Consider the following 15,702-nt stretch of genomic DNA (forward strand, 5'->3'; position numbering starts at 1 on the left):
ATGCGGTCGTGATGGGGAGGCGTTGACTTCCGCACGTTCCGGTCATCACTCTCTAGGGGACCGGTCGGTGAGAGGGGTGATCGTGAGCGGTCTGCGGGTTCTGGCGGTGGACGACGAGCAGCCCGCGCTGGAGGACGTCGCCTACCTGCTGCGCGCGGATCCCCGGATCGGCGACGTGCTCACCGCCCGCGACGGGGCCGCCGCGCTCCGGCTGCTCGACCGTGCCATCGCGGACGGCAGGCCGGTGGACGCGGTCTTCCTCGACATCCGCATGCGCGGGCTCGACGGAGTGGTGCTGGGCCGGCTGCTGACCCAGTTCACCCGTCCACCGAAGATCGTGTTCGTGACGGCGTACGAGGACCACGCCGTGGACGCCTTCGAGCTGAAGGCCGAGGACTACCTGCTCAAGCCCGTACGGCCGGAGCGGCTCGCCGAGGCGATCCGCCGGGTGTGCGGCAGCCGGGGCGAGCCGGGGGAGGGGCCGCAGGCGGACACGATCCCGGTCGAGCTGGGCGGCGTCACCCGGTTCGTGGCGAGCACGGAGGTGCGCTACGTCGAGGCGCAGGGCGACTACGCGCGGCTGCACACGGCGACCGGCAGCCACCTGGTCCGCATCCCGCTGGCCACGCTGGAGGAACGCTGGGCGTCGGCCGGGTTCCTGCGCGTCCACCGCAGCCACCTCGTCGCGGTCAAGCACATCGACGAGCTGCACATCGACTCGGGCAAGTGCGTGGTGCGAGTGGGGGAGACCGAGATCCCGGTGAGCCGCCGCCACACCCGAGAGCTGCGCGACCTGCTCGTCCGCCGGGCCCGAAGGGGCCAGACCCGGTGAGCGGACGGTGAGGGCGCGATGACCGGCAAGCCCCGCAGGGCGGCGTCGACCGGCGCGCGCGGACAGGGCGAGGGCGCGGCGACGACCGGGAAGCCCCGCAGGGTGGTGGTGACCAGCCCGCGCACGGCGGCGGCGCGCAGGCCGCGGCACCCGCTCACCCGGGAGATCGATGAGCAGACCCGCCTGGGCGAGGTCTACATGGGCTCCCTGGTGCGGACCCAGTTCCGCCTGGCGTTGTTCGTGTGCAGCCTGCTCGCCTGCGTCGTGGGCGGGCTGCCGCTGCTGTTCCTGCTGGCCCCGGAGTTGCGCGCGGCCGAGCTGTTCGGCCTGCCGCTGCCGTGGGTCGTGCTCGCGGGGCTGATCTACCCGGCGCTCGTCGGGGGCGCCTGGCTGTACGTGCGGCAGGCCGAGCGCAACGAGCGCGACTTCGCCGACCTCGTGGAGCGCCGGTGAGGACAGCACGGGGATGAGGACGGTGCGCCGGTGAGCCAGATCGCCGCGGTCGTCCTGGTGATGCTGGCGACCGTCCTCATCGGCGCGTTCGGCATCCGGGTGTCCCGCACCACGTCGGACTTCTACGTCGCCTCCCGCACGGTCTCGCCCGTGTGGAACGCCTCGGCCATCGGCGGGGAGTACCTGTCGGCGGCGTCCTTCCTCGGCATCGCGGGGCTGATCCTCACCTTCGGCGCGGACATGCTGTGGCTGCCGGTCGGCTGGACCGGCGGCTACCTCGTGCTGCTGGTGCTGGTGTCGGCGCCGCTGCGGCGGTCGGGGGCCTACACGCTGCCCGACTTCGCCGAGGCGCGGCTGGAGTCGATGGCGGTGCGGCGGCTGTCCAGCGTGCTCGTCGTGCTGATCGGCTGGCTGTACCTCATGCCGCAGTTCCAGAGCGCCGGGCTGGTCTTCCGTACGATCACCGGGGCGCCGCCGTGGACGGGCAGCCTGCTGGTGGCGGTGGTGGTCGCGACCAACGTGCTGTCGGGCGGCATGCGGTCGATCACGTTCGTCCAGGCGTTCCAGTACTGGCTCAAGCTGACCGCTCTGGCGGTGCCGTTGGCGTTCATGCTGGTGGCCTGGTGGTCCGACGGAAGGCCGGGGCTCACCCCGGGGGACGAGTGGGTGCTGCCGCTCCACGGCCGCGATCACCCCGTCTACGAGACGTACTCGCTGATCCTGGCGACGTTCCTCGGGACGATGGGGCTGCCGCACGTGCTCGTCCGCTTCTACACCAACCCGGACGGCCGGGCCGCCCGCCGCACCACGCTCGTCGTGCTGACGCTGCTCGGCGCCTTCTATCTGATGCCCGCGGTGTACGGCTACCTCGGCCACGTCTACGGCATGCCGGAGAGCGACACCGTGGTCATCGCGCTGCCGGGGCGGCTGGTCGGCGGGCCGGTGGGCGAGTTCCTGACCGCGCTGGTGACCGCGGGGGCGTTCGCGGCGTTCCTGTCCACCTCGTCCGGGCTGACGGTGTCGGTCGCCGGGGTGATCGCGCAGGACATCCTGCGCGGCGGGGTGCGCGCGTTCCGCGTCGCGACCGTGCTCGCGGTGCTCGTGCCGTTCGCGCTGGCGGGCGCGGCCCGGTCGCTGCCGGTGGCGACCGTGGTGGGGCTGGCGTTCGCCGTGGCCGCCTCGTCGTTCTGCCCGCTGCTCGTGCTCGGCATCTGGTGGCGCAGGCTGACGACGGCGGGGGCGATGGCCGGGCTGCTGGCCGGGGGAGGGCTGGCCTGCGCGGCGGTCGTGATCACGATCATCGGCGGCCCGCACACCGGCTGGGCGGGATCCCTGCTGGCCGAGCCTGCGGCCTGGACGGTGCCCGTGTCGTTCACGGTCATGGTGGTGGTGTCGCTGCTGACGCCGTCGCGGGTGCCGCGCGGCGTGGCGCGCACGATGGTCCGCCTGCACACGCCGGAGACGCTGAACGTCGACCGTGGCGACTGGCGCCCGCGTTTCATGTAGCCGGGCGTTCCGCTGCGGCCTGGCGTTTCATGTAACGCGGCGCGTGACCGCTCGGCGCGTGCAACCGACCATTCGTCGCACGGATGCGCCATGTGAACGAGCGGGCGGTACGGCTGGGCGACTCGGCGGCTCCCGGGACTCGTCGGCGGACACGGCGCGCTCCTACGTTGAAGTGATCCAGATCACTTGCCGAAGGAGATCTTGTGACCGTCCAGCACGATCCATCGGTCTACGAACGTATACAAGCGGGTGAGCAGTTCCAGGAGCTGCGCCGCCGCTACCGGTCCTGGGCCTTCCCCATGACCATCGCCTTCCTGGTGTGGTATCTGCTCTACGTGGTGCTTTCCGGCTTCGCCCGGGGCTTCATGGGCACCAAGTTGTTCGGCAACATCAACGTCGCCCTCGTCTTCGGTGTGCTGCAGTTCGTGTCGACGTTCCTGATCGCCTGGGCGTACTCGCGGCACGCGGCGGCCAAGCTCGACCCGATCGCCGACGAGCTGCGCGACGGGACCGAGAGCCGTGACGAGGTCGGGGAGGGCGCCAAGTGAGTCACGAGACGCTGTCCACCATCCTCTTCCTGGTCTTCGTCGCCCTCACGCTGGCGATCACGTTCTGGGCCAGCCGCAACACCAAGAGCGCGGCGGACTTCTACGCCGGCGGCCGATCGTTCAGCGGCCTGCAGAACGGCCTGGCGATCGGCGGCGACTACATGTCGGCCGCGTCGTTCCTCGGCATCGCCGGCATCATCGCGCTGTCGGGCTACGACGGCTTCCTCTACTCGATCGGCTTCCTCGTCGCCTGGCTGGTGGCGCTGCTGCTCGTCGCCGAGCTCATGCGCAACTCCGGCAAGTACACGATGGCCGACGTGCTGGCGTTCCGGATGTCGCCGCGCCCTGTCCGTACGGCGGCCGGAGTGTCCACGATCGTCGTCAGCATCTTCTACCTGCTCGCGCAGATGGTCGGCGCGGGCGCGCTCGTCGGCCTGCTGCTCGGCGTCCACTCCCAGGCGGGCAAGATCTGGACGATCATCGCGGTGGGCCTGTTGATGATCATCTATGTCGTGTTCGGCGGCATGAAGGGCACCACCTGGGTGCAGATCGTCAAGGCCGTCATGCTGATGGTCGGCGCCGCGCTGATCACCCTGCTGGTGCTCGGGAAGTTCGGCTTCAACCTGTCCGGGCTGCTCGGCGACGCCGCCACCCAGAGCGGCAAGGGCGACGCCTTCCTCAACGCGGGCCTCAAGTACGGCACCGCCGCCCAGGGGACCTGGGGCAAGATCGACCTGATCAGCCTCGGCCTGGCCCTGGTGCTCGGCACGGCGGGCCTGCCGCACGTCCTCATCCGCTTCTACACGGTGCCCACCGCCAGGGACGCCCGTAAGTCGGTCCTGTGGGGCATCGGCATCATCGGCGTGTTCTACCTGCTGACGCTGGTGCTCGGCTTCGGCGCCGCGGCCCTGGTGGGCTCCAAGACGATCGCCGCGGCCGACAAGGCCGGCAACACGGCGGCTCCGCTGCTCGCCCAGAAGGTGGGTCAGGACATCTTCGGCGACGTCGGCGGCACGGTCCTGCTCGCGGTCATCGCGGCGGTCGCGTTCGCCACGATCCTCGCGGTGGTCGCGGGCCTGACCCTCGCGTCCTCCTCCAGCTTCGCCCACGACCTGTACGCCCACGTGTTCAAGCGGGGCGCCGCCACCGAGCGCCAGGAGGTCGTGGTCGCCCGCGTCGCCGCGTTCGTGATCGGCGCGGTCGCGATCGCGCTGAGCATCTTCGCCCAGTCGCTCAACGTGGCGTTCCTCGTGTCGCTGGCCTTCGCGGTGGCCGCGTCGGGCAACCTCCCGGCGATCCTCTACAGCCTGTTCTGGAAGAGGTTCAACACGGCGGGCGCGGTCTCGGCCATCTACGGCGGCCTGATCTCCGCCGTGGTGCTGGTGATCTTCTCGCCGGTCGTCTCGGGCGCGCCGACGGCGATGTTCCCCGACGCCGACTTCCACCTGATCCCGCTGTCGAACCCGGGCATCTTCTCGATCCCGATCGGCTTCCTGTGCGGCTACCTCGGCACGATCCTGAGCAAGGAGTACAACGCGTCGAAGTACGCCGAGATCGAGGTCCGCTCGCTCACCGGCCTCGGCGCCGAGCAGGCCACGGGCCACTGACGCCGGCTTCCGGCCACATGTCGCCGGCCTCCCGGCGGTGCCTCCCACCGCCGCCGGGAAGCCGGCGCCTCCTTACGCCCGGTCGCCGGCTCACCGCCGGCGGGCGGGCGTATGCCTGCCCTGTCCCTCGCGTCATGGTGTTGGGACACCCACTCTGGTTATGGTTCGGTCCGTGGACAGCCCTCTCCAGACCGCCAAGGCGTGGTCACGCTCGCGGAGAAGGAAGCAGCCGCCCGACGGCGACACCCGCACCCGCATCCTCGACGCCGCCGAGGAACTGTTCGCCGGCGGCGGCTACGAGGCCACGCCGACCGCGCGCATCGCCGAACTCGCCGGCGTGCCCAAGGGCCTGGTCTTCCACTACTTCCCCCGCAAGATCGACGTACTGATCTCGCTGGTGGACGAGCGCACCGTGGTGGTCGAGGAGGAGGTCGAGGCGGACCCCGGCGACGCGGCCGGCGCGCTGTCGCGGCTCGCCCGCAGGCTGCCGCTGCGCGCGTCCCCCGCGATGCGGCGCATCCTGTTCCGGGAGGCCGACACCCACCTGTCCGTACGGGAGCGCCTGAGCCGCCTCAACGCCGAGATCATCCGCCGGGCCAGGTTCGCCCTGGAGCTCGCCCTGCCGGGCGGGCGCGGCGACGCCGCCCGGCTGGAGGCCGCCGCCGCGACCTTCGCCGCGGTCCTGCTGTACCAGGAGAGCATCTGCCTGCTCACCGGCCATCACATCGACCCCGACGCCGTCGCGGAACTGATCGCCAACGCCCTGCACTGACGAGGGCCGTGGTCGTGGGGAGCCGGGTCGTCCGGGGAGTCGTCGAGCAGGGCCAGGAGCTCGTCCATCGACTCGCGCAGGTGGCCGATCACGCTCCGGACATCGGGCAACCGGGTCGGGCAGGCGACGACGCCGAAGTCCAGCCGCCCGTCGTACGACGCGCAGGTGATGCTGATCCCCCCGGTCGCGTCGGTGACCACCGACAGCGGGTGGTAGGCGAGCATCCGGGCGCCGCACAGGTACAACGGCAGGCGGGGGCCCGGCACGTTCGACACGATGAGGTTGACGCCCGCCCCGGCGACCCCCGCGAGGCGGAACACCACCGGCGTGGCCAGCGCCGCGAAGGCGTTCGGCACCATCGCGCACACGTCGTCCAGCCAGGTGCGGTGGGAGACGGCGAAGCGCCGCTTGGCGGCGGCCAGCGCCGAGCGGACGGCGGCCAGGCGCTCCCCGGGGGAGGCGACGTCCGTGGCCAGTGGCGTGATCATGGCTGAGATCCGGTTGCCGACCCGCCCGTCCGCGGCGTTTCGGGACGACCCGCCCGTGCCCGGCGACCGCTGAGGGCGCAACGCCACCGGCACGGCCGCCAGCAGGGGCCGGTCGGGCAGCGCGTCGTGGGCGAGCAGCCAGCGCCGCAGCGCCGAGGCGCACAGCGTCATCACCACGTCGTTCGGGCCCATGCCGAAGGCCCTGGCCACCCTCCTGACCTCCGTCAGCGGCACGGAGCCGAGGGCGATCTCCCGCTCCCCGGAGATCGGGCCGTTGAACGGTGTGCGCGGCGCGACCAGCGGCGGCGTCTCGGGCAGGGGGCGCGCGTCTCCCGCGAGCGCGCGGGCGGCCTGGGCCACGAGCCGGGCGTCGGGCAGCGCCGCCAACACCGGGATCGCGTCCAGGTCGGCGGCGGCGCGGGCGAGCGAGCACAGCGTCTCCACCGGCTGGACGATCGACCGGGTGATCGCCCCGGCGAGCATCGCGAGCAGCCCGGGCGGCTGCGGCGACGCCGGGGCCGGGGGCGCCTCCACCCGGCGCGGCTGTGGCGACGGGTCGAGCAACGCGGTCAGGACCTCCGAGCCCGACACGCCGTCGATGGCACAGTGGTGCACCTTCATGTAGAGGGCGCAGCGGCCGCCCTCCAGGCCGTGGATGAGGTGCGCCTCCCACAGCGGCCGCCCGCGGTCGAGCCGCCGCGCGTGGGCGCCCGCGACGTACGCCGCCAGTTCCCGCTCCCCGCCGGGCGCCGGGAGAGTGGTCTCGTGCACGTGCGCGTCGAGGTCCACGTCCGGGTCGTCCAGCCAGTACGGCCGGTCGAGCCCGAAGGGCACGTCGGCCAGCCGCATCCGCAGCGGCGGGGCGAGGTGCAGCCGCTCGCGCAGCAGGGCGAGCAGCGCCTCCCTGGTCAGGGCGCCGGAGGGCGAGGTCGAGGGGTCGAGTATGGCGACGCCCGCCACATGGGCCGCGGTCGTCGCCGACTCCACGCTCAGGAACTGCGCGTCGAGTGCCGTCAACTGGCGCATCTCGTCATCCTCCCGCTCACGCCGCCCGGTCATGCCCGCGGTCCGCGGCCGGCCCCGGCGCCGGGCGCCGTACGCCGGGGGGCACCCGCCCGCGGCGATGCCCTGGCGCAGGATAATCGCCCGCCTGCGCACCGTGACCATCATCGCCGCGCCGCGTTACCGCCGCATTTCTCCCACGTGCCGCCGGGGGATGTTCAGGCGTGCCCGTGACTGTCCCGAGACGGTCGACGGCCCGAGCCGGAGAGCGCGAAGTCGCCAGAACAAGCGCGAGAAAGATCTTAGTTTTCTCGTTTCTTCCAGCTGAAAGGCGCTTTTCTCCTGTAGGCGATCAAGCTCGCTCGAATTCGCCGCGAAAGCCCGGTCGATTGCCGATGATCGTATGCTGTGGTGCATGCGATGGTGGAAGCTCCCGCTTTCAGGTGCGCCGTACCGTCAGACGCTCTTTCTGCTGCTGTCTCTCCCGCTCGCGGTCTGGTCGCTGTTCGACCACGGCACCCTGCAGCGCAGGTCGGCGACCCTCCTGCTCTCGCACACACCCGCGTTCTCGCGCATACGCGGGCTCACCGCGGTGCCGCTGGACGGGGTGTCGCTGGTGGTGGTCGGGTACTGCTGGCTCGGCGTGATACTCAATGTGGCGTACCCGGCACGGCCGCTGTTCGGTCTGAGCGGCGAGTACCGCGCTTCGTGGGGTGGTCCGACACTCGCCGGAGCCTGGTCCGTGCACGCGCTCGGCGGCATCGCTCTCTGGCTGCTCATCCCGTGGATGCTGCGCGGCTATGTGGCACTGTGGCGCCGAATTGCCGGCAGCTGATGCCTTTCGGGTGCCTCTTCACGGTCGCGCTCAGAATCGGGATTCCCTGATTGCCTGGCTTATGCACCTGGCTTTCTTCGCGGCCGAGCTCGACCGGCCACACATGCGCTCGTAGCGTTCACCGACGCGTTCGTCCGGGGCGCCGCGATGAAGGCGGTGCGGAGTGGCCGGCGAGATGGGACGCGTGAATCCGGGTCAGGGCTTGCGCGCGAGGCCGCCGAAGCAGGCCACCTCGCGGGGCTCGCCCCACGGGTTTTCCTCCGGCCGCCACCGCGACACCGAGACGATGCCGGGGTCGAGCAACTCGAGGCCGGTGAAGTAGCCCTCGATCTGCTCGGGGCTCCGCGGCGTATAGGGCGTGGCGCCGCTGCCCGCGTTGTAGCCGCCCAGCGCCTTGACGTACGCCGGATCGGTGTCGGAGCCGTCGTAGAGCGCGAGATAGCTGCCGGAGGGCAGGGCCGCCAGCAACCGGCGCACGATCTCCCGCGCCTCGTCGTAGTCCGCCACCAGGCCGAGGATGCCCATCAGCATGAGCGCGGTCGGTCGCGCGAAGTCCAGCGTTCCGGCCGCCTCCCGCAGGATGCGGCCGGGGTCGCGTACGTCGGCCTCGATGTAGTCGGTGGCCCCCTCGGGGGTGCTGGTCAGCAGCGCCTGGGCGTGCACCAGCACCAGGGGGTCGTTGTCGACGTAGACGATCCGGGACGCCGGGGCCAGCCGCTGGGCGACCTCATGGGTGTTGCCGACGGTGGGCAGGCCCGTGCCGATGTCGAGGAACTGGCGGATTCCCGCCTCGCGGGCGAGGTATCCGACGGTGCGCACGAGCATCTGCCGGGACTGGCGGGCGATGTCCACCATCCCGGGGAAGACGGCGCGGATCCGTTCCCCCGCCTCTCTGTCGACCGGGTAGTGGTCCTTGCCCCCCAGGAAGTAGTTCCAGACGCGAGCCGAGTGCGGCACGCTGCTGTCGATCCTGCGGACGCCAAGGTCCTCGGCGGGAGGAGTGTCGCGAGGAGTGTCGCTCATGGGGGCCTCGGAGTGGTCGGAACGGAGAGACGACCGCACCCGTGTCAGTGATCTCCGCTCGTTGCTGGCGGATCGCGCGTCGGGCCCATCCTTTCCGATCAAGCTCCGGCACGCAACCACATGGGTCGGGCTGAAAAGTGCGATTACGGCCGCGTTCGCCCCGATACCATCCCGTCACCGGAGGCGTCGGCGTACGGCCGGTACCGGTGAGACCCATATCGGGGAGGACAGGGATGATCTCGGCTCGACCGGAGGCTGCGACTTCCCCGGACGGACGGCCGGTTCAGCCGCGGGGCGGGCCGACGGTGGTGCGCATGATGCTCGGCGCCCAGCTGCGCCGGCTCCGCGAGGCCAGGAACATCAGCCGTGAGCAGGCCGGGCACGCCATCCGCGCCTCCATGTCGAAGATCTGCCGGCTGGAGCTGGGCCGCACCCCCTTCAAACGGCGCGACGTGGCCGACCTGCTCACGCTGTACGGCGTCGTCGACAGCGGGGAACGGGAGACGATGCTGGCGCTCGCCGAGCAGGCCGGCACCCCCGGCTGGTGGCACCAGTACAACGACCTGCTGCCCGGCTGGTTCGAGGTCTACGTCGGGCTGGAGGAGGCGGCGGCCACCATCCGCACCTACGAGGTCCAGTTCGTGCACAGCCTGTTGCAGGCCGAGGACTACGCACGCGCGGCGATCCGGCTGCGGCATCGCGGGGCGCCGGGGTCCGACGTCGACCGGCGCGTCGGCCTGCGCATGCGGCGTCAGCGGCTCCTGGACCAGGCCGACGGGCCCCGGCTGTGGTCGGTGGTGGACGAGTCGGCGCTGCGCCGCCCCCTGGGCGGCCGGGCCGTGCAGCGCCGCCAGATCGAGCACCTGATCGAGGCCGCCGCGCGCCCGAACGTCACCCTGCAGGTCCTGCCCTTCCGGGCCGGGGGTCACCCCGCGGTGGGCGGCCCCTTCACCATCCTGCGGTTCGCCGAGCCCGACCTGCCCGACGTCGTCTATCTCGAACAGCTCAGCAGCGCGTTGTACCTCGACAAGCAGGAGGACGTGGACGACTACACCGCCGTGATGAACGACCTCAGCGTGCAGGCCGAGTCGGCCCGCGACACCGTGACCATGCTGCGCGCGATTCTCCGGGATCTGTGAGACGGGGAGGTCAGCCCCTGCCCAGGTGGGCCAGCAGGCGGTCGAGGGGCCAGGTGTTCACCACGTCGTCCGGGGTGAGCCAGGCCCGCTGCGCGATGCCCACGCCGAACCTCTGGTGGGCCAGATGCGGGACGGCATGGGAGTCGCTGTCGATCGAGAACGTGACGCCGTGGTGGCGCGCGAGCCGTACGAGGTCGGAGGGCAGGTCGGCCCGATCGGGGTAGGAGTCGATCTCCATGATCGTGCCGGTCCTGGCGGCGGCGCGGAACACCGCGTCCCAGTCCGCGTCCACCGGCGGCCGCTTGCCGATCTTCCGCGTCGTGGGGTGGCCGATGACGTGGACATGGGGGTTCTCGCATGCGGCGATGAAACGGCGGGTCATCTCCTCCCGTGACTGGGTGAAGTGCGAGTGAACCGACGCGACGCAGACGTCGAACCCGGCCAGCACCTCGGCGGGCCAGTCCACCGACCCGTCCGGGGCGATGTTCAGCTCGCTGCCGTGCAGCAGCCGCATGTCCGGATATTTCGCCTGCAGCTCGGCGATGCGGGCGCGCTGGGCGAGGGCCTTGTCGAGGGTCATCCGCTGCATGACCAGGTCGGGCGCGTGGTCGGTCACCGCGTAGTAGGAGTAGCCGCGCATCGCGGCGGCGGCCACCATGTCCTCCAGTGAGGCGATGCCGTCGGTGAGGTCGGTGTGGGTGTGCAGGTCGCCCCGCAGGTCGTGCAGCTCGACCAGGCGTGGCAGCTCGCCCCGCAGCGCGGCCTCCACCTCGCCGCCGTCCTCGCGTAGTGCCGGGTGCACCCAGGCCATGCCGAGCGCCTGGTAGATCTCCTCCTCGGTCTCCGACGCGATGAGGCGGTCGCCGTCGAACAGTCCGTACTCCGACAGCTTCCAGCCCTTCTTGACCGCCATCTCCCGGATGTGGACGTTGTGCTCCTTGCTGCCGGTGAAGTAGACCATGGCCGCGCCCCACGACTCGGCGGGAATGAGCCGCAGGTCGACCTGCAGGCCGCGGTCGGTCCTGACCGAGGTCTTCCGCTCGCCCTTCGCGATGATCTCGGTGACGTACGGCTGCCGCGCGAACAGCTCCATCAGGCCGGGGTCGCCGACGGCGAGGATGTCGATGTCGCCGATCGTCTCGCTCATCCGGCGCAGCGATCCGGCCAAGGCGATCCGGTCGGCGGGCAGCGACGCGATGACCCGCTCGGCGAGATCCGTCGCGATGCCGAGGTGGACCCGGTCGCCCGACCGCTCCATGTGCTCGATGCCCTTGAGCAGGTTCTCCTCGGTCTTGGCGCCGAAGCCGCGCAGGCCCTTCAGACGACCGTCCCGGATCGCGTCGGCCAGCGCGGCGGGGGAGTCGATGCCGAGCTCCTGGAACAGGAACAGCGCCTTCTTCGGGCCGAGCGAGGGGATCCGGGTCAGTCTGCGCACCCCCTCGGGCACCTTGCCCCGCAGGTCGTCGAGCTGGCGGAAGCTGCCGCGCTCGAGGAACTCCTCGACCTTCTTGGCGATCGCCTCGCCCACGCCCGGGATCGACCGCACATCGGTCTCCCCGAGGTCCCCGGGGAATCCCGCGATCGATTTGGCCGCCTTCTGGTAGCTGCGCACCCGGAAGGCGTCCCCGCCGTTCAGCGCGAAAAGCTCGGCGTACTCCTGCAGCGCCGCGGCTGCCTCGTCATTGGCCCGTCCCATGCGTCTCAGGGTAGGAGAAGCGGCAGCGCGCGTTCGAACGAACGGATCCAGTATGGCCAGGTGTGGGTGCCGTTTCCGTAGAAATCCGTCGTTACCTTCACCCCGGCCTTCTCCGCGGCCCTGGCGAAGTTCAGGTTCTGCCGCATGATCGCGGCCTCGGTGCGATCGGCCGGTCCGTCCCCGTGGTCCAGCGGGCCGGGCTCGCCGTCGCCCGCGGACGCGTAGAGGCGCACGCCCTTGAGTCGCCCGGCCAGGTCGGCGGGGTTGTGCTCCGGCCAGGCGCTCGGGTCGCCCCACAGGTCCTCGGTGTCCACGCCGTTGTCCGCCATGAACGCCCGATATCCCGGGACGTCGTCGCGGGTGTCGAGCACCCCGGAGAACGACGCCGCGGCCTCGAACACACCCGGATGCCGGGCCGCGTAGACGAACGCGCCGTGGCCGCCCATGGAGAAACCGGCGATCGCGCGGCGCGTGCCGACGCCGTACCGCGGCTCGACCAGGCGCGGCACCTCGGTCAGGTGGAACGTCTCCCAGGCCGGGCCGTCACGCCAGTCGGCGTACCAGCCCATCGAACCGCCCTCGGGGACGATGACGACGGCGTCGAGGCGGGCGGTCAGCCGAGCCACCTCGCCCGTCCTGAGCCAGTCCCAGCCGCCGCCGGCGCAGCAGCCGTGCAGCAGGTACAGCGCGCGCCAGCCGGTGGAACCCGGCTTCCAGGCCGCGGGCTTCACCACCCACACCGATCGCCTCCCGCCCGTGGCGGGGGAGTCGATCACGAGTTTGTCCGTCCGCCCGTCCACGGCCTCGTGCGAGACGACCACGGCCGAAGCCGGGGGACGGACGGGCGGCGGCGCCGCGGACTCGGCGGTGCTCTGGCAGCCGGTCGCCATGACGACGAGGGCGAGCCACGTCACAATCTTCTTCACGAGGGGCTGGATGTCATATCGATCAGCCGCCGTCAACCGTGGAGAAGGGCTCCGCGTAGACGAAAGGCCCGCGCGGCGGCGGGACCGGTCGCTCGAACACCCGGACCTGGAAATACGTCCCCCACTTCGGCTCGGGGGCCGTCACGCCGTACGTCTCCGAGTGCTCGAAGCCGAAGCGGGAGTAGTACGCGGGATCGCCGAGCAGCGCGACCAGCGGCTCGCCGAGCGCCTCGGCGGCCCCGAGCACGGCGTGCACGAGCGCCGAGCCGACGCCTTGACGGTGGTGAGCGGGGTGCACGGCCAGCGGGCCGAGCCCCAGCACGGGCACGGACCCTACGTGGGCCCTCGTGCAGACGACGTGACCCGCGATCCCGCCGCCCGGCGCCGGTGCGACGAGTGACAGCTCCGGCAGCCAGCCGGGGTCGGTGCGCAACTCGTCGAGCAACGTCACCTCGACCGGCAGCCCGTCCGGCCGGTCGGGGTTGCGGGCCGCTTCGTAGGGGGCGAAGGCGGCGGCGACGACCGCGCGGACGGCCTCGACGTCGCCGGGGTTCTCCCGTCGGATCAGCATCCGCCCAGCCTCCCGCCCGCCCTCGCGACCCGGCAAGGGATCAACGGGCCGAGCCGACCGCGGAAGGCGGATCCGAACGCGCGGAGCGGTCATGCGCCCCGGCGGCAACGCCGGTGAGACGCGGGGGCTTTGTCGCGCGACGTGGTTGATTCGGCAGCAAACCTGGTCATCAGTACCAATATCACTGCTCTCGAGACCGAATTTGAGGCTTTATGGGGGAATTGGTGCGAAATTCGAGTCCGCCGGGCTTGACCTGCCGCAAGTCGGGCCGCAGCCGGCCGGTGATTGGCCGCATGACTTGACCGGATCCCGGTGGGGCGAATAGCGTCTCCCGAAAATTACCTAAAATGCCGCGAAAGTTTCTGTGGCGGTCAGACGCGGCGATCGGGTGCCGTTGTGTCCCCCTGTCGATCGAGAGACAACGATCGAGAGACAACAGTAAGGAGCACTGATGCCGGAGCTGACGGACCCCGAGCCGGTCGCCAGGCCCGTCCCGCGAATCAACACCACGGTTCCGCACCCTGCCCGGATATACGACTACCTGCTGGGCGGCAAGGACAACTTCGCGGCCGACCGGGAGGCGGCCGAACACCTCCTCAGGATTTCGCCCGGGACCCGCGAGGGCGTCCGCGCCCACCGCGCCTTTCTCCGCCGGGCGGTGCGGCATCTCGCCACCGAGGCGGGAATGACGCAGTTCCTCGACATCGGCACGGGCATTCCCACCCAGGGCAACACCCACGAGATCGCTCAGCAGGCCAACCCCGAGGCCCGGGTGGCGTACGTGGACAACGACCCCATCGTCCTGGTGCACGGCCGTGCCCTGCTGACGGGCAGCGCCGCGGGGATGACCTCGGTGATCGAGGCCGACCTGCGGAAGCCGGAGGCGATCCTGTCCCACCCGGAGGTCCGGGCCGTGATCGACTTCGACCGTCCGGTGGCCGTCATCATGGCGGGCGTCCTGCACTTCGTCACCGACGAGGAGGACCCGTACGGCCTGGTCGAGACCTTCAAGGCCGCCGTGCCCTCGGGCAGCCACCTGCTGCTGTCGCACATCACGCTCGACTTCGCCCCCCAGGTGAGCCAGGAGGACTTCACCAAGCCCTACGACAACAGCACCGCGCCCATGGTGCCCCGCACCCACGACCAGGTGCTGCGGTTCTTCGAGGGCTGGCAGGTGATCGACCCGGGCGTGGTCGAGGTGGTGCGCTGGCGGCCTGACGAGTACAGAGACCGGGAGCGAATTCCCGGAGGTCACGCCTGGGCCTACGGCGCCCTCGCGGCGAAGCCCTGATGGAGGGCCGAGAAGCAGACGTACGGTCCCACGAATGGCCTCCGGCGCGGCGTGCGCACCGGAGGCCATCGCTTGCGGCTAGAGGGAAAGGGTCAGGAGCCGGACTGGGTCAGCGGCCCCGCCGGGCTCACTGCGCGAAGGTCCACTTCTGGTTGTTTCCGCCCCAGCAGGAGTACAGCTGGATCTGGGTGCCGTTGCCGGTGCCCTGTCCGACGGCGTCCAGGCACAGCCCGGACTGAACACCGACGATGGAGCCGTCGGAGTTGAGGCGCCACTTCTGGTTGTCGCCGCCCCAGCAGGAGTAGATCTGCACCTTGGCGCCGTTGCCGGTGCCGGCGGCGTCCAGGCACTTGTTGCCGTACACCCGGAGCTCACCGGCGGAGGTGGAGGTCCAGGTCTGGTTGGTCTGGCCGTTGCAGTCCCAGATCTGCAGCTGGGTGCCGTCGTTGGTGCTGGCGTTGGGCACGTCGAGGCAGCGGCCGGAGCCGACACTCCTGATCGGCCCGCTACCGTTCCCGCCACCGGGGCTGGGCGAGGTGCCAGGGCTGGGCGAGGTGCCGGGGCTGGGGGAGGTGCCGGGGCTGGGGGAGGTGCTCGGCGTGGCGGCGTTGAGGGCGTTCAGGACCGAGGTGTAGGCGGCCTTCTTGTTGCCGTTGCTGTCGAACAGCAGCGGGCTGGTGTTCGCGCCGAGCCAGGAGTCGCTGTCGCGCACGCCCCACACGGTGATGCCGACGCAGCGCGGCACGGCCAGGCAGTCGTTGGTCACGCTGGCGTAGGTCGAGGCCGAGCCGCCCTGGATGTCCAGCTCGGTGATGGCCACGTCCACGCCGAGGGCGGCGAAGTTCTGCAGGGTCTGGCGGTAGTTGCCGGGGTAGGGGCTCTGGCCGTTGAAGTGGGACTGGAAGCCGACGCAGTCGATCGGCACGCCGCGGGACTTGAAGTCCTTGACCATGTTGTAGACGCCCTGCGTCTTGGCCCAGGTCCAGTTGTCGGTGTTGTAGTCGTTGTAGCAC

15 protein-coding genes are annotated in these 15,702 nt (G+C 71.0%); 9 read left to right on the forward strand and 6 right to left on the reverse strand.

What is annotated here, in order from left to right; genetic code table 11:
- Positions 1 to 82: 82 nt before the first annotated feature.
- The 6 genes from FH610_RS14565 (at position 83) to FH610_RS14590 (ending at position 5,718) form a co-directional block, all read left to right on the forward strand.
- The gene (locus tag FH610_RS14565) at positions 83 to 832 is read left to right on the forward strand and encodes a LytR/AlgR family response regulator transcription factor (protein WP_139574924.1); all 750 of its coding nucleotides are present in this window, start codon (positions 83 to 85) and stop codon (positions 830 to 832) included.
- Positions 833 to 850: 18 nt separating this feature from the next.
- Positions 851 to 1,285 carry a DUF485 domain-containing protein gene (locus FH610_RS14570; protein WP_205825762.1) on the forward strand — a complete coding sequence of 145 codons (435 nt, stop codon included), beginning with the start codon at positions 851 to 853 and terminating at the stop codon, positions 1,283 to 1,285.
- A 30-nt stretch (positions 1,286 to 1,315) separates the two neighbouring features.
- Positions 1,316 to 2,791: a sodium/solute symporter gene (locus FH610_RS14575; protein WP_240808970.1), complete on the forward strand. Its 1,476-nt coding sequence runs from the start codon at positions 1,316 to 1,318 to the stop codon at positions 2,789 to 2,791.
- A 203-nt stretch (positions 2,792 to 2,994) separates the two neighbouring features.
- On the forward strand, positions 2,995 to 3,339 hold the full coding sequence (locus tag FH610_RS14580) for a DUF485 domain-containing protein (RefSeq protein ID WP_139574925.1): 345 nt from the start codon (positions 2,995 to 2,997) through the stop codon (positions 3,337 to 3,339).
- Positions 3,336 to 4,946 carry a solute symporter family protein gene (locus FH610_RS14585; protein ID WP_139574926.1) on the forward strand — a complete coding sequence of 537 codons (1,611 nt, stop codon included), beginning with the start codon at positions 3,336 to 3,338 and terminating at the stop codon, positions 4,944 to 4,946. Before FH610_RS14580 ends, FH610_RS14585 begins: the two co-directional genes overlap by 4 nt.
- Positions 4,947 to 5,118: 172 nt before the next feature.
- Positions 5,119 to 5,718 carry a TetR/AcrR family transcriptional regulator gene (locus tag FH610_RS14590; protein WP_240808971.1) on the forward strand — a complete coding sequence of 200 codons (600 nt, stop codon included), beginning with the start codon at positions 5,119 to 5,121 and terminating at the stop codon, positions 5,716 to 5,718.
- Here FH610_RS14590 and FH610_RS14595 read toward each other — a convergent pair.
- Positions 5,667 to 7,376, reverse strand: a complete 1,710-nt coding sequence (locus tag FH610_RS14595; protein ID WP_338104545.1) for a wax ester/triacylglycerol synthase family O-acyltransferase — start codon at positions 7,374 to 7,376, stop codon at positions 5,667 to 5,669. The genes FH610_RS14590 and FH610_RS14595 overlap by 52 nt on opposite strands.
- 247 nt (positions 7,377 to 7,623) lie before the next feature.
- Here FH610_RS14595 and FH610_RS14600 point away from each other — a divergent pair, with 247 nt between their 5' ends.
- Entirely contained in the window at positions 7,624 to 8,043 is a 420-nt protein-coding gene (locus FH610_RS14600) for a hypothetical protein (protein WP_139574928.1), read from the forward strand.
- A gap of 195 nt (positions 8,044 to 8,238) precedes the next feature.
- On the opposite strand, the gene FH610_RS14605 is transcribed toward FH610_RS14600, so the two are convergent.
- Positions 8,239 to 9,066: an SAM-dependent methyltransferase gene (locus tag FH610_RS14605; protein WP_139574929.1), complete on the reverse strand. Its 828-nt coding sequence runs from the start codon at positions 9,064 to 9,066 to the stop codon at positions 8,239 to 8,241.
- A 233-nt stretch (positions 9,067 to 9,299) separates the two neighbouring features.
- On the opposite strand from FH610_RS14605, the gene FH610_RS14610 reads away from it, so the two are divergent.
- Entirely contained in the window at positions 9,300 to 10,205 is a 906-nt protein-coding gene (locus FH610_RS14610; protein ID WP_139574930.1) for a helix-turn-helix domain-containing protein, read from the forward strand.
- 10 nt (positions 10,206 to 10,215) lie between these two features.
- Here FH610_RS14610 and polX read toward each other — a convergent pair whose 3' ends face one another.
- Genes polX through FH610_RS14625 form a run of 3 tightly spaced genes read right to left on the reverse strand, consistent with a single transcriptional unit; the run spans position 10,216 to position 13,398 of the window.
- On the reverse strand, positions 10,216 to 11,901 hold the full coding sequence (gene polX / locus FH610_RS14615; RefSeq protein ID WP_139574931.1) for a DNA polymerase/3'-5' exonuclease PolX: 1,686 nt from the start codon (positions 11,899 to 11,901) through the stop codon (positions 10,216 to 10,218).
- A 5-nt stretch (positions 11,902 to 11,906) separates the two neighbouring features.
- Positions 11,907 to 12,827: an alpha/beta hydrolase gene (locus FH610_RS14620; protein WP_139574932.1), complete on the reverse strand. Its 921-nt coding sequence runs from the start codon at positions 12,825 to 12,827 to the stop codon at positions 11,907 to 11,909.
- A 22-nt stretch (positions 12,828 to 12,849) separates the two neighbouring features.
- Positions 12,850 to 13,398: a GNAT family N-acetyltransferase gene (locus FH610_RS14625; protein WP_139574933.1), complete on the reverse strand. Its 549-nt coding sequence runs from the start codon at positions 13,396 to 13,398 to the stop codon at positions 12,850 to 12,852.
- 451 nt (positions 13,399 to 13,849) lie between these two features.
- On the opposite strand from FH610_RS14625, the gene FH610_RS14630 reads away from it, so the two are divergent.
- Positions 13,850 to 14,689: an SAM-dependent methyltransferase gene (locus FH610_RS14630; RefSeq protein ID WP_139574934.1), complete on the forward strand. Its 840-nt coding sequence runs from the start codon at positions 13,850 to 13,852 to the stop codon at positions 14,687 to 14,689.
- Between the two features lie 127 nt (positions 14,690 to 14,816).
- Here the strand turns inward: FH610_RS14630 and FH610_RS14635 are convergent.
- Positions 14,817 to 15,702: ricin-type beta-trefoil lectin domain protein (locus tag FH610_RS14635; protein ID WP_205825763.1), on the reverse strand; the 886-nt coding region annotated here is incomplete at its 5' end.

Origin of the sequence: Microbispora catharanthi, from assembly GCF_006334915.2 — a bacterium.
GTDB classification, from domain to species: domain Bacteria; phylum Actinomycetota; class Actinomycetes; order Streptosporangiales; family Streptosporangiaceae; genus Microbispora; species Microbispora catharanthi.